The sequence below is a fragment of the Pseudomonas sp. 1 R 17 genome (genome assembly GCF_900067035.1).
Taxonomy (GTDB): Bacteria; Pseudomonadota; Gammaproteobacteria; order Pseudomonadales; family Pseudomonadaceae; genus Aquipseudomonas; species Aquipseudomonas marginalis.
Map to the genome: position 1 here is coordinate 18,422 of NZ_FKLB01000018.1, position 13,614 is coordinate 32,035.

General features: G+C 60.2%; 14 protein-coding genes. 6 read left to right on the forward strand and 8 right to left on the reverse strand.

The window, feature by feature from the left end; all coding sequences use genetic code 11:
- Nucleotides 1–32: 32 nt before the first annotated feature.
- Together BFP99_RS02110 and BFP99_RS02115 are read right to left on the reverse strand one after the other, a co-directional pair.
- The gene (locus tag BFP99_RS02110; RefSeq protein ID WP_024077544.1) at nt 33–509 is read right to left on the reverse strand and encodes an NYN domain-containing protein; all 477 of its coding nucleotides are present in this window, start codon (nt 507–509) and stop codon (nt 33–35) included.
- A gap of 117 nt (nt 510–626) precedes the next feature.
- The gene (locus BFP99_RS02115; RefSeq protein WP_065946563.1) at nt 627–1,370 is read right to left on the reverse strand and encodes a DUF2076 domain-containing protein; all 744 of its coding nucleotides are present in this window, start codon (nt 1,368–1,370) and stop codon (nt 627–629) included.
- Between the two features lie 180 nt (nt 1,371–1,550).
- On the opposite strand from BFP99_RS02115, the gene BFP99_RS02120 reads away from it, so the two are divergent.
- Nucleotides 1,551–2,210 carry a YciC family protein gene (locus BFP99_RS02120; protein ID WP_065946605.1) on the forward strand — a complete coding sequence of 220 codons (660 nt, stop codon included), beginning with the start codon at nt 1,551–1,553 and terminating at the stop codon, nt 2,208–2,210.
- A 40-nt stretch (nt 2,211–2,250) separates the two neighbouring features.
- Nucleotides 2,251–3,339 carry an endonuclease/exonuclease/phosphatase family protein gene (locus BFP99_RS02125; RefSeq protein WP_065946564.1) on the forward strand — a complete coding sequence of 363 codons (1,089 nt, stop codon included), beginning with the start codon at nt 2,251–2,253 and terminating at the stop codon, nt 3,337–3,339.
- A gap of 79 nt (nt 3,340–3,418) precedes the next feature.
- On the opposite strand, the gene hrpB is transcribed toward BFP99_RS02125, so the two are convergent.
- The 4 genes from hrpB to BFP99_RS02145 all read right to left on the reverse strand — a co-directional run bounded on the left by hrpB (nt 3,419) and on the right by BFP99_RS02145 (nt 8,937).
- Nucleotides 3,419–5,926, reverse strand: a complete 2,508-nt coding sequence (gene hrpB / locus BFP99_RS02130; protein WP_065946565.1) for an ATP-dependent helicase HrpB — start codon at nt 5,924–5,926, stop codon at nt 3,419–3,421.
- Between the two features lie 53 nt (nt 5,927–5,979).
- Nucleotides 5,980–6,744, reverse strand: coding sequence for a hypothetical protein (locus BFP99_RS02135; RefSeq protein ID WP_235865611.1), 765 nt, complete (start codon nt 6,742–6,744; stop codon nt 5,980–5,982).
- 155 nt (nt 6,745–6,899) lie between these two features.
- The gene (locus BFP99_RS02140; protein ID WP_065946566.1) at nt 6,900–8,372 is read right to left on the reverse strand and encodes an HsdM family class I SAM-dependent methyltransferase; all 1,473 of its coding nucleotides are present in this window, start codon (nt 8,370–8,372) and stop codon (nt 6,900–6,902) included.
- On the reverse strand, nt 8,365–8,937 hold the full coding sequence (locus BFP99_RS02145) for a restriction endonuclease subunit S (RefSeq protein ID WP_065946567.1): 573 nt from the start codon (nt 8,935–8,937) through the stop codon (nt 8,365–8,367). Before BFP99_RS02145 ends, BFP99_RS02140 begins: the two co-directional genes overlap by 8 nt.
- A gap of 241 nt (nt 8,938–9,178) precedes the next feature.
- Between BFP99_RS02145 and BFP99_RS02150 the strand changes: the two genes are divergently transcribed.
- Nucleotides 9,179–9,598 (forward strand): hypothetical protein, encoded by a 420-nt coding sequence (locus BFP99_RS02150; protein ID WP_027605268.1) that lies wholly within the window; start codon nt 9,179–9,181, stop codon nt 9,596–9,598.
- A 9-nt stretch (nt 9,599–9,607) separates the two neighbouring features.
- The gene (locus tag BFP99_RS02155) at nt 9,608–10,513 is read left to right on the forward strand and encodes a cation diffusion facilitator family transporter (protein ID WP_065924986.1); all 906 of its coding nucleotides are present in this window, start codon (nt 9,608–9,610) and stop codon (nt 10,511–10,513) included.
- 22 nt (nt 10,514–10,535) lie between these two features.
- Here BFP99_RS02155 and BFP99_RS02160 read toward each other — a convergent pair whose 3' ends face one another.
- The gene (locus BFP99_RS02160; protein ID WP_065924985.1) at nt 10,536–11,567 is read right to left on the reverse strand and encodes a DUF6515 family protein; all 1,032 of its coding nucleotides are present in this window, start codon (nt 11,565–11,567) and stop codon (nt 10,536–10,538) included.
- Nucleotides 11,568–11,998: 431 nt separating this feature from the next.
- Between BFP99_RS02160 and BFP99_RS02165 the strand changes: the two genes are divergently transcribed.
- Together BFP99_RS02165 and BFP99_RS02170 are read left to right on the forward strand one after the other, a co-directional pair.
- Nucleotides 11,999–12,478: an Lrp/AsnC family transcriptional regulator gene (locus BFP99_RS02165; RefSeq protein WP_003194418.1), complete on the forward strand. Its 480-nt coding sequence runs from the start codon at nt 11,999–12,001 to the stop codon at nt 12,476–12,478.
- A gap of 227 nt (nt 12,479–12,705) precedes the next feature.
- Complete coding sequence (locus tag BFP99_RS02170) at nt 12,706–12,915, forward strand: DUF2788 domain-containing protein (RefSeq protein WP_025999909.1); 210 nt, start codon at nt 12,706–12,708, stop codon at nt 12,913–12,915.
- On the opposite strand, the gene BFP99_RS02175 is transcribed toward BFP99_RS02170, so the two are convergent.
- Nucleotides 12,910–13,545 (reverse strand): pseudouridine synthase, encoded by a 636-nt coding sequence (locus tag BFP99_RS02175; RefSeq protein WP_027605265.1) that lies wholly within the window; start codon nt 13,543–13,545, stop codon nt 12,910–12,912. The two genes, BFP99_RS02170 and BFP99_RS02175, sit on opposite strands and share 6 nt — an antisense overlap.
- Nucleotides 13,546–13,614 lie beyond the last annotated feature (69 nt).

The window sequence follows — 13,614 nt, forward strand, 5'->3', positions numbered from 1 at the left end:
CGTCTAACCCTTTATTTATTAAGCCGCTGTGCTTATTTGAGCAGCAACGCGCCTTCGATCGGCACGTAGCGGCTGGCGGCACGTATCAATGAGTTGGCCGTCAGCCCCGGTACACCGTAGGCCACGGCTTCGACGCCGTGCTTGTGGATGATGCGGTCGAGCAGCATGTCGAAATCGCCGTCACCGGAGGCCAGCACAATTTCGTCGACGTGGTCGGCGGCGTCCATGATGTCGATGGTGATGCCCACGTCCCAGTCACCCTTGGCCGAACCGTCGCTGCGCTGGATATACGGCTTGAGCTTTACCGTGAACCCCAGGTTGCGCAGGATCTGCTGGAACTGCTGCTGCTTGCTGTCACCGCGGTCGATGGCATACGCATAGGCCTCGACGATCTGCCCACGCGAACTGATATCAGCCCACAGGGCGGCGTAGTTGAAATGGCAACCATAGGCCTGGCGGACGGTGTAGTAGAGGTTTTGTACATCGGCGAACACTGCAATTTTCTTCACCGCACTTCCCCATGACAGCCAGGCGCCAGGGCCCGGAAAGGGTGCCAGTATGCCAGCCGCGAGAAGGTTGCCGGGAAAAATCAGACCGGGGCGGCTCAGCGCCCCGGGCCGGAAGGGTCAGACAAAGGAATCGTCGTCGCCGAAGGAAGAGGAATCGTCGGAATAGTCGCTGTCGGCAAAGCTGTCCGAGGCATTGTCGCTGCCCCAGCTGTCATTGCCGGCGAACTTCTGGTCGTCGTTGCCCCAGTTGCCGTTGTCACTGGCGGGCGCCGGCTCTTCACGGATGATCTCTTCCACCACCTGCGGCTGTTGCGAGTTGTGGTTGAACAGGCTGCTGATGCCTTCGGCCAGCAACACACCACCGGCCACGCCCGCGGCGGTTTTCATCGCGCCACCGAGGAACCCGCTGCCAATGGGGGCGGCGGCCGGTTGCTGCGGCTGCTGATAGTTCTGTTGCGGCGCTGGCTGGCCAAAGGACGGCCGCGCCGGTTCACGCCAGCCGCCGCCGGAAGAGGCCGGAGCGCTCTGGGCCGGTTGCGGGTCACGGGAACCACCGCCAAAGATGCTCGACAGGAAACCACCGCTGCTCGCCGGAGCCGCTTGTGCGGACTTGGCCCGCTGCAACTCATCCTGCAATTGCTGGATCTGCTGCACCTGTTGCTTGTTCTGCGCGTCGAGACTCTTGAGCGCGTGTTCCTGAACAAGGATCGACTGGGTCATGTAGTACCCGGCGGCCGGTTGGCGAGTCATATGCTCCTTGATCCGCGCTTCGGCCTGGGCGTCGCGGGGGGCTGAGTCCGTTTCGGCTTGCTGCAACCGTGAAAACAGTCCATCGATCAGGGTTTGCTCTTCGCTGTTCATGGCGACCTCGTTAGATTGCCGGTAGAAATCGTGGCCTTGCCTGTGATCAGGCCAGGTGCTTAACCGTTATGGGGGTGTTACGAGTTGTTTCAATGGTCTTTACTCAAGGTTTACATTTGCTTACCGCTGGCCATGATCGGTTAAAGTGTTGCCCTTGCTTTCAGGCCTGCGATGAACCCGATGAATCCGTTAGACGTATTGCGTGACTCCTTCCGTTTTACCCGAGGCAACCTGGGCGCAATCGTCCAACTGTGCCTGCCATTGGTGATCCTCGAAGCCCTGTTGCAACAGCTGCTCGACCACACGCTCGGCGCGGATGCGTTCACCGGCTACAGCGTGGTGGTGGGCTTGCTGGTGTACCCGCTGTACACCGGTGCCTTGATCCTGTTTCTCGACGCCCGCACCCGTGGCGAGTCGCCGCGCACCAAGGACATCTGGGCCATGGCCCTGACCCTGTGGCCGCGCTTCGCCCTGCTGACCGCCATGAGTACCCTCCTGATTCTGCTGGGCCTGTCGCTGTATTTCCTGCCGGGCCTGTGGCTGATGGTGGTGTTGGCGTTCGCCGAGTACCTGCTGGTATTGCGCGGCATGCCGGCGCTGGAGGCGATGAAGGAAAGTCTGCGCCTGACCCGTGGGCATTTCTGGCGAATCCTGGTGTGCCTGCTGTGTGTCATGACGCCCCTGTGGCTGCTCAAGGGCGCCAGCGTCGCGGCCTATCCCAACCCCGCGCCGCTGCTGGGGCTGTTGATGGACAGCGCCCACAGCTTCCTGCAACTGTTCACCAGCGTGGTGCTGTTCCGTTTATTCATGCTGATCGGTGGCGATGCCGACGCGCGGTGATATGCTCCACGCCACTCCTGAAACGCCATAAGCCGAGCCGATGACCCGTTTATTGCGCATCACCCTGCTGGGCCTGCTGATCGTCGCAGGCCTGCTGACGGCCCTGATCTACAGCCTGACCTGGCGCCCCGCCGCCAAGGAGACCCTGCCCGTCAGTTGCGTCGCGCCCCGTGCGCCAACCCTGTTGCCCGGGCAGGCGCTCAAGGTCATGACCTGGAACGTGCAATACCTGGCCGGCAAGAACTACGTGTTCTGGTACGACACTGCCGACGGCAGCGGCCCGGACGACCGCCCCACCGTAGAGGACATGGCCGCCAGCCTCGACGAAGTGGCGCGGGTGGTTCGCGATGAACAACCCGACATCCTGCTGTTGCAGGAACTCGACGAAAACGCCAAGCCTTCCCACTATCAGGACCAACTGGCGCTTTTGCAGGAGCGCCTGGTCGACCTCTACCCGTGCAGTGCCCAGGCCTTCGACTGGAAAGCCGACTTCGTGCCCGACCGGCATATCTTCGGCAGCGTCGGCCGCAAGCTGGCCACCCTGAGCCGCTACCAGATCGAACACGCCGAACGCCTGCAATTGCCGGCGCCCGAGGCCAATATCATCAGCAGCCAGTTCCAACCCAAGCCGGCCTTGCTGCTGGCCTACCTGCCGCTGAGCGATGGCGGCCAACTGGCGGTGCTCAACACCCGCCTGGATGGCGACGCGCCGGGGCGCAGTGCGGTGCAGGAACAGGTCATCAGCACGGTCAAGCTGTTGGATAAATTCGAAGGCCGTGGCACGCCCTGGCTGATCGGCGGCGATTTCAACCTGCTGCCCCTGGGGCAGTTCCTGCGTTTGGAGGCGGGTAAGCGCGGGCAGTATTCGCCGGACAGCGAGCTGCATTTACTGTGGGACAAGTACCCGATGATCCCGAGCAACAGCCAATCCAGTGGGATTGATCGTGAGAAATGGCTGACGTACTTTCCCAATGACCCGAGCATCGATGGCCCGGATCGCACCGTCGATTACCTGTTCTACAGCCCGCGGATCAAGCGGGTGGAGGCCAAGGTGCGGCAGGAGGATACGTTGCGTATTTCCAACCATCTGCCGGTGATTGCGCGGTTCCTGTTGCCCGCCGCGCAATAACCCACACAACAAGATTAATGTGGGAGGGCCGGTGCGACGATTCGACTTGCCCCCTCCCACATTTGAATCTCTGCCACGCTTACTTTCGGGGTTTGATCCGCGCGGTCGGCTCGGCTATCAGCGGATCATCCGGCCAGTAATGCTTGGGATACCTGCCCTTCAGATCCTTCTTCACTTCGGCGTAGGTACTGCGCCAGAAGTTCGCCAGATCCTGGGTCACCTGCACCGGCCGCCGCGCCGGGGACAGCAGGTGCAACTTCACCACTTGGCGCCCGCCGGCAATGCGCGGGGTGTCGGCCAGGCCGAACAGTTCCTGCAAGCGCACCGCCAGGATCGGCGGCTGTTCGCTGTAGTCCAACCGCACCGATGAACCCGATGGCACCTTCACATGCTGCGGTGCCAGTTCGTCCAGGCGCTGGGGCAGCGGCCAGGGCAGCAGGTTGTGCAGGTAGCTGGAGATATCCAGGTTGGCGAAGTGACTCAGGCGCGAGACTTTGCCCAGGTAGGGCATCAGCCAGTGCTCCAGGCCGGCGAGCAGGGCGCTGTCGCTGACGTCGGGCCATTCGCTGGTTTTGCCGGCGTCCAACTGGCGCAACAGCAGGACGCGGGATTGCCATTGGCGCAGTTCCGGGGTCCAGGGCAGCAGCTCCAGGCCTTTGCGCCGCACCAGGTTGACCAGCGCCTGGCTGCGCGCGGCTTCGTCGAGGCCGGTGAGCGGTTCGCGGCTGAGCACCAGTTCACCGACTTTGCGCTGGCGTTCGGTGCGCAGCACGCCTTCGCGCTCGTCCCAGTCCAGTTGATCGACGTTGCGCACTTGTTCCGCGAGCACCGTGTCGAACAGCGCCGGATCGAAGTCCGCCGCCAGATAAATACGCTCTTCACGCTGGCCCTGGCGGCTGCCGAGGTCGGCGATCACCAGCCAAGGTTGTTTCATCAGGCTGTCGGCCTCGGCGAATAATGCCGCGCGGCCATTGGCCAGGCGATATTCGGCACCGCCGGGGCGACGTTGCTGGGCGACACGGTCCGGGTAGGCCAGCGCCAGCAAGGCGCCGAGCCAGCGCGGGTGGTCGGGGTCGGCCACCGGCCGGGTCGCCTGGCCTCTCAAATGGCCACGGTATTGCCGCGCCAGTTGCTTGGCGCGTTGCACGCCGCCTTGAGTACCGCGCGCACGCTCTTCACCGGACATCAGCGCCAGGCGGCTGTGCAAATCCGCGCCGCCACCACGCAAAATATCGCGCTCGCCCAACAGTGCCGCGACATCACAGGCCGTGGCCGCCAGCCCCAGGTCCTGCCCGCGCAGCAACAAATGGGCGATGCGTGGATGGGCCGGCAGCTCGGCCATCTTCTGGCCATGTGCCGTGAGTTTTTCGTCATTCAAGGCCCCGAGGCGTACCAGCAAATCCTGGGCCTGGGCATAGGCGGCGGTGGGTGGCACATCGAGCCACACGAGCTGTGGGGGCGTGACGCCCCAGCGCGCCAGCTGCAAGGCCAGGCCAGCGAGGTCGGCGGCGAGGATTTCCGCACTGCCATACGCGGCCAGCCCTTCATGCTGGTCTTCGGACCACAACCGATAACACACCCCCGGCTCCAACCGCCCGGCCCGGCCCGCGCGCTGGGTGGCGCTGGCGCGGGAGATGCGCTGGGTGTCGAGGCGGGTCATGCCGCTGCCGGGGTCGAAACGCGGCACCCGCGCCAACCCGGCATCGATCACCACACGCACGCCGTTGATGGTCAGGCTGGTCTCGGCGATGTTGGTGGCGAGCACCACTTTGCGTTTACCGGCCGGTGCCGGATCGATGGCCGCGCGCTGGGCGTTGAGGTCCAGCTCGCCATGCAGCGGGCAGAGCAACACGTCAGGGCTATTCCCCAGGGCGTCGGCCAGTTTCTGGTTGACCCGGCGAATTTCCGCCTGGCCCGGCAGGAACACCAGCACGCTGCCGGTTTCATCGTGCAGGGCTTCGAGGATGGTTTGCACCACGCGCGGCTCGATAAATTCACCGGCCTGGTACGGCCGCCCCCAACGCATCTGCACCGGGAACATGCGCCCCTCGCTGCGCAGGATCGGCGCATCGTCCAGCAGGCTGGCCAGGCGCTCGCCTTCAAGGGTGGCGGACATCAGCAGGATTTTCAGCGGTTGCTCGTCGCGAAACAGGTCGCGGCCGTTCAGGCTCAAGGCCAGTGCCAGGTCGGCGTCGAGGCTGCGCTCGTGGAATTCGTCGAAGATCAGCAGACCGACACCGTCCAGTGCCGGATCGTCCTGCAAACGACGGGTGAGGATGCCTTCGGTGACCACTTCGATGCGCGTGTTGGGCCCGACCTTGCTGTCGAGACGGATGCGATAGCCGACGGTTTCACCGACTTTCTCCCCCAGTTCGCTGGCCAGGCGTTCCGCGGCGGCACGGGCGGCCAGGCGCCGGGGTTCGAGCATCAGGATGGTCTGCCCCGCCAGCCAAGGCTCATTCAACAAGGCCAAGGGCACGCGGGTGGTTTTACCGGCGCCGGGCGGCGCTTCCAGCACGGCTTCATGGCGATTCGCCAAGGCGTCACGCAGGGCGGGTAAAACATCATCAATGGGCAACGAATTCATACTGGCTCCCGAATAGGTCGGGAATGATAACAATGCCCTTTCTAATGCACGACTCAAAACGGTCGCGCTTTCAGAACCTCCATTACACGCTGAGCCTGGAGCATCATGGATGCCGTATCAGAACAACGGAACTCGACCAGCTCACAAATTTTCTGTAAATCGCTGTGGAGATTGCGATTGAAAATAGGCTCGTGATGGGCAATTCGATTTCGCAGGTGGCGTATCGTCTCCAAGTCGCAAGCAATTCGCTGTCGATGGAGTTTCACTGATCCACTGGGATCAAGGTTGGGAAACAATTGGAAAAGATAGGGCTCCCATAGCCGCTGATCATTTCGCTTGGTGAATTGTTTTTCCCAAAATACATTTTTGAGCTCTGTAACAACGCCACCCGTTGTTCGGTGCTTTTCACGGGTTCGACCCAGGTCCATCTTCGCGTCGTATCTCGCCCCTGCGCCAGTAGGAAGGCTGCGCAACAGGCCAACACTCCACGGCCATTCAGACCCGTATCTAAGAATCAGCGCCTCGGAGACAGCATTTCGTACAACCACTTCGCAGATATGTAAGGGGATCAGAAAGACACCGGATACTTGCGCATTCCATGCATAAAGCTCTACTGCACGCTCTATTGGCAAACCCGCACCCACAGTGGCCGACTCATACGTCGCAATTCTTGCCTCTGAAAGAGACGCTCGCAAGGCTTGAAGGTGGCGCATCTCGGGTACAGCTCCCATAAAGAGAATAGGCTCCAAGCCCGCAATCTGCGCCGCCGCAGCCATCTCTGGCTGGACGGCGCACGTAGCTGTCGATGACAATGACATTGACGACATCCCAGTACTTCCCTATAGTCGACTCACTAGCCGAGGGACTTGTTGGCGAAAGCCTCCCCCCACGGACGTACGAAAGTGATTCAAAAAAAGGCCCACCCTTCGGTGGGCTTTTTTGTTTCTGATGATTTTCACCGATCCGTTAATGATCAGACATGACCGACCCACTCACGAAGCTGTGTCAACCTCGCCTCAAGTGTTTCAAGTTCTGTTTTGAGTTGAGCACGCTCCGCCCGCAAGATCGCTAAATCAATTTGCTCTTCATCCTCGGCTATCTCGACATAGCGGGCCACATTGAGGTTGTACTCATTCGCTTCAATTTCCGTGCGTGAAACCAGCGTTGCATAACGCTCTACACTTTGGCGGTTATCGTAAGTCTGCTCAATTCGATCCAGATCAGCATCGCGCAGCGAGTTCCAAATCTTTCCTGGCTGGAAATCACGACTGGCATCTATAAAGAGCACATCATCACCCGACTTGTTCTTACGCAGAATCAGAATTGCCAACGGGATTGATGTGTACGACAGCATTTTGGCCGGCAGACCAATCACTGCATCAACCAAATTCTCTTCGATAAATTGCTTTCTGATTTGCAGCTCTGCGGCGCCTCTGAAAAGCACCCCCAGAGGCACGAGCACAGCCATGCGCCCAACTTCAGATGCGAGCGTTTCAACCATGTGGCTTATGTACGCGTAGTCACCCGAAGTGCGCGGAGGAACACCTCGCCAAAAACGCCGATATCCATCTCTCTCAGCATCTTCATGGCCCCAGTCCCGAACGGAAAAGGGAGGATGAGAGACCACCACCTGAAACTTAATCAGATCGCCGTTCGCCTCCACCAACTTTGGATTGCGTAGCGTATCTCCCCACTCCAGCCGAAAATGGGTTTCACCGTGAAGGATCATACTCATCCGCGCCAACGATACAGTACTGCCGTTAGCTTCTTGCCCATAGAGTGAACACCCCCACGTGCAAGGCGATTTCAGAGCATATTCGTTGCAGGCAATCAGTGTGGAAGCCACGCCACAAAACGGATCACTTATGCGTTCACCCCCTACGGGCCGCATCAAACGAGCCATCAACCTGGAAATCTGCGGCGTCGTGAAAAACTCACCACCTCGCTTACCACTGTTGCTTGAGGCATGCGTCAAAACCGCGTCACACGCCCAGGCTGCAGCCTCTTTCGCGCCATCTCGAACAGGGCGAAAATCCAGCGCGTCACAATTTAATGCGTGAAGCAGGCTACCCAGGGCACGGTCTTTTGGCGTCTCATTACCCAGTACGATGGAGTCGAAATCTATGCCCAGAAAGGCATCTTTCAATTCGTAATTAGCACTCTGCAATGCAGCAAGAGCCTGGTTCAGACGATTGCCATTTCCCGGCTCGCGAGCATTGCTCAGTAATCGATAGAAGTCCGCTTTCTCAGGCACAATAAAGCGCGCGTCCTCCATCGCTTTATGTTCTTTGCGAGGCTCGTGAAGAAGCACATCGGACAAGTACTTGAGCAAGAGCAGCGCCATGGTGAAGCTGACGCTTTCAATCGGATCACCGTACCCGCGAAAGACATCGGCACTTCGCAAAACAGCCTCGTCAATTTCACCTTTCCTGTCTTGATCAAGCATGGCGAACCCCCTCTCGCAAAATGAGGTTAGTGAGAAATGTCGTTTCCAATCGATCAAGCTCGCTCAAACGGTGCCTGATAGCGGCCATCTTTTCCGTGGTCTCGTCCATTTCAGCAATTTGCTTTTGCCTGTCCATCGCCGGAACTTCGATTTCCAAGGAAAGCAGGGCCGATTTGGTGAGTGCCTTAATGCCGGTACCCGTCAACATCACACTTATCTTTACCTGCGTTGCGGGCTGATTGAGATACCAGGCAAGGAAACGACCATTCAAGTTGGCTTCGGGGGTAATTACGTTCAACTGCCCCATTGGAAACACAGGCTCTTCAGCGCCCTCAAAAAACCAGGCTTTGTAATAGTCTCCGCGTGAGGGCAGGACAACGTCGCCTGGACGCAGGCAATGGGACAGATATTTTTCATCCAGCCACACGCGAGGGAGTTCATGCCAATGCAGTGGCTTGCTTGATACCAGGTCTCTGATCGCTACCGCACGCACATTGCCGTCTGGATTTTCCTGAGGTGGGTTGCTTCTAAAAACCACTGCCGTGCGAATTTTGGTAAGCTTCATAAGGTCAACGCTGTAGAGCTCTTCTGTAATGTTGCGGCAATATATGTCACGGCCTGCATAACAATCAAGCAGTAGATTGCTACTGCATATAATTATTTGTGACGTTTCAGATTGTTTACGGCGTTCCAAGTATCAGATGTTGATGCCGACGGCATAAGTCCAAGAGCACCACGCACATTCAAGCCCAAGCGTTATTTTTAGCCTCTTTTGCGAGCAAGCTCGCTCTTACAGGAGATTTTCCATGCGTATCGCTTCCCGTGTCATCGGCGGTGTCCTCGCCGTCACCCTGCTGAGCCAACTCACCGCCTGCGGGTCGATTTTCTACCCCGACCGCCGTGGCCAGATCGATGGCAAGATCGACCCGACCATTGCCGTGCTCGATGCCGTGGGCCTGTTGTTCTACGTGATCCCTGGCCTGATCGCATTCGGCGTCGACTTCGCCACGGGCGCGATCTATTTCGAACCCGGCAAGACTGCCCAGGTTGACCCGGAAAAACTCCACGAAGCCATCGGCGCCGACGGCAAGGTCGACAACGCCAAGCTGCAAAGCATCATCCAGAAGGAAACCGGTCGCACCCTGCCGCTGGACGATCCACGCATGATCCAGTTCAAGGGCAGCGTGCAACAACTTGCGCTCCTGGGCCTGCAACCCGCCGCCTAAGGATCGTTTATGACCAGCAGTCCCGAACACGCCCGGCTATTACGCCTGGCCACCCGCGCCTCGGTGGGCGTGGCCTGTGCGTTGATCGTCACCAAGGCGATTGCCTGGTGGCTCAGCGGCTCGGTGAGCATGCTCGCCGGGTTGACCGACTCACTGCTCGATGGCGTGACCTCGCTGCTGAACCTGCTGGCCGTGCATTACGCCCTGCGCCCGGCCGATGACGATCACCGTTACGGTCATGGCAAGGCGGAGTCGCTGGCGGGCATGGCCCAGGCGTTGTTCATTGGTGGCAGTGCGGTGTTGATCGCCTTGCAGGCCTACGAGCGCCTGCAGCATCCGGAACCGGTTGGCGCGCCGTGGCTGAGCATTGGGGTGATCGTGTTTTCCCTGGTACTGACCGTGGCGCTGCTGATGCTGCAACACCGGGTTGTGCGCGAAACCGGCTCCAATGCCGTGCGAGCGGACTCGTTGCACTACCGCTCGGACCTGCTGCTCAACGGCAGCATCCTGGTGGCGCTGGTGCTGGCGGGCATAGGCTTTCATCAAGTCGACGCCTGGTTCGGCCTGGGCATCGCCGCCTACATTTTGTGGAGCGCAATCCAGATCGCCAGGGAAAGCTTTGCGGTGTTGATGGACGAGGAACTGCCGCCGGACGTCAGCCAGCACATGCTGGAACTGGCGCGAAGCGTACCGGGGGTGTTGGGTGCCCATGACCTGCGCACGCGCATCTCCGGCAACCACTGGTTCGTGCAGTTGCACCTGGAACTACCGGGGGAGCTGACGCTGTCAGTGGCCCACGGCATCAGCGACCAGGCCGCCGATGCCATTCACGCAGCCTACCCGCGCGCCGAAGTGCTGGTGCATGCGGATCCTGCGGATCAGGTACAAGCTGCAAGCTATAAGCCGCAAGCTTGAAGCTTGAAGCTTGCAGCTGTCCCTATTGCACCTGATACCCGCGACTGCTCAGGCAGTTGCCCTGGGCCTGGCGGTAGGTTTGCACCACCGCCGGGTCAGGCGCGTAGGTGACGGCCTGCGGGTCGAAGCCGCTTTGTTGCACTGCCCAGCGATAACAGTCGTAGCCGTCCTGCTGCACTTGCGCTGGTGACTGCCCGTTGGCGGGATAGGCCACCACATCATAACCATTGCCTTGGGGTGCTGGCTGCGGTGCCAGCACTTGCGTCGGCGGTTGTACCACTACGTATTGCTGGGTGCTTTGTTCGTAGGCGTAGTAGGCGCCGGCGGCCAGGAACAGCAGCGAACCACCCACCCACACTTCACGCGCGTAGTCGGGCAAGTAATGCACGCGGATGCCATACGGCGGCGCCACGACCACATAGCGCGGGCCTTGGGGGCGGTACCAGTAGCCGCCGGAGAAGAAGTAATCCTGGCCACGGTACGGCACGCGGTAATTGCGGTCGGGGAAGCGGTCGACGGTATAACCGGGACGATATTGCGGGCCAGGGCCCCAGCCGTTGCCATGGCCATCGGGGCGACCTGGCCAGCGGTTATCGTTGGGATGCCCGTTGTAGCCCGGCCGCGAACCTGGGCCGCCGGCCTCCCAATTGCGGTTGTCGTCGTTACGTCGAGGAATGTCACGGTAGTAACCCTGACGCGGCTCCTGGGTCTGGCGCACGGTATCGGGGCGACTCTGGATCGGCAGGTTATTCGCAGGCTGCGGGGCTGGCCGAGGCTGTTCGGCACCTGGCGGGCGACCTTGCCACTGCCCGCCGTGGGGCGGTTGCTCGGCACGATCAAAATGCGGGTTCTGTGGACGGGGCTGATTGTTTTCCGGCCGGGGTTGATTGTTCTGTGGACGCGGCTGGTTATTCTGCGGGCGCGGCTGTTCGTTACCCTCCGGCCCTCTTTCATGCTGGCCGCCCCCCTCAGGGCGCGGCTCGTCGGCCATCACTTGCGTGCCGACGGTGACTATCAGCAAACCTACACCTGCCATACGCCAGATGCGCTTCATGCTATTCCTCACTGCGGATAAGGGCCTGGAAGGTCCGGCCTCATAGATAAGACTGGAAAAGCCTCACCCGGTTCTGAGACAGGTTATCAGTCACAAGAACAATTTTCTTAAGGCAAAAGAAAAGGGGTGACCCGTCGGCCACCCCTTGAGAACTTCGTCCATGCTCAACGCTTTTGACGTTGGCTCACCTCACGCCGTCTTGTGGACAGTGTGCAGCCTGGAGGCCGGCTCGACCCTGCTGGGGTGGCGGCCGCAGCACGCCTGATTGGGCGAGCTGCTGTGGACTGTTGTCCAGGCGGTGATTCTGTTGATAAAGATACAGGCCAGCGCCGGACAGATGATTGCGAAGATTGCGTCAATAAACAGTGCTTGCGCAATTTTTAACCCTTCATGGATAATTCACCGCAATAGTTACGACAAAGGCCAACCCGATGAGCAAGCTTGACCGATACGACCTGAGTATTTTGGCGGAATTGCAGCGCGACGCGAGGATCTCCAACCAGGAGTTGGCCGAGCGTATCGGCCTGTCGCCTTCGCCCTGCTCACGCCGGGTCAAGCAGTTGGAGGACGACGGCTACATCGCGCGCCAGGTCGCCCTGCTCGACCGCAAGATGCTCGGCCTGAGCCTCACGGCCTATGTGCTGATCGGCATGGACCGCCACACCCCCGAGCGTTTCGAGAACTTCGAAGCAGCCATCCGCACCCTGCCCCAGGTGCTGGAATGCAGTTTGGTGACGGGGATGGATGCTGACTATCAGTTGAAAGTGGTGGTGCCGGACATGGACCACTATCAGAAACTGCTGCTGGGCCACCTCACTCGGATCGAAGGCGTGACCAGCGTGCGCTCGAGCTTTGTGCTGAACCAGGTGCTCAACAGCACCGAGCTGCCGCTGACCCACCTGCGCACCTGATCCCATGAACAATGAAGATCAAATGTGGGAGGGGGCTTGCCCCCGATGGAGTATCAGTCACCAGATACACAGCCTGACACACCGCTATCGGAGGCAAGCCCCCTCCCACATTTGGCCTGTGTTTCAACAGTGAAGTCTGCGTGCGACGCACCGACGCAGGTCAATGTTGCGCCTGTGACGCTGCCGTATACTTGCCGCCTGCCCCGTTGGAAGAGCCCATGAACAACATCGACCCCGCCCTGTTCGAAGAATGGATGATGACCGGCCTGGTCACTATCCTGATCATTTTCATGGGCTTTATCGTCTGGGACCTGGCGAAGAAATCCAAGGCCGGGCGCTTTGGTTCGTTCATCCTGTTTTTCGTATTGGGCCTGGGCGTGGCCGCGTTCATCATCAAGAGCGTGGTGATCGGCCTCATCGAGTCTGGCGCTTTATAAACGCGCAGGTACTTCCTTCCATTGGCCTTGGTCCAGGCCGTCGATTGTCCAATCGCCAATACGCACCCGCACCAGGCGCAAGGTCGGCAGGCCCACGGCGGCGGTCATGCGCCGAACCTGGCGATTACGCCCCTCTCGAATCACCAGTTCAAGCCAGTACGTCGGTAGGTTTTTGCGAAAGCGCACCGGCGGGTTGCGCGGCCATAACGCCGGTTCATCCAGACGCCGGGCCTCGGCGGGCAAGGTTTTGCCGTCGTTGAGTTCCACCCCGTCGCGCAGGCGTTGCAGCAATGCTTCGGTGGGTTCGCCTTCCACCTGCACCCAGTAGGTTTTCGCCAGCTTGTGCTTGGGGTCGGCAATACGCGCCTGCAACTGGCCGTCGTTGGTCAGCAACAACAGACCTTCGCTGTCACGGTCCAGGCGGCCTGCCGGGTAGATGCCGGGGATGTCGATAAAGTCCTTGAGCGTCGCGCGCCCGCCTTCGTCGCTGAACTGGGTCAGCACATCGAAGGGTTTATTGAACAGCACCAACTTCGGCTCGGCCGGTGGCGCCTTGGCAACACGGCGCGCGGCAGAATACGGAGGTTTCACGCCAGGGCGGCGCGAATCGGGACGGGTGGGACGGGACATGGCAAAGGAACATCTAACGATCAGGACCGACAATGCTAGTGGCCTGACCGCTAAATGACCATCCCAACC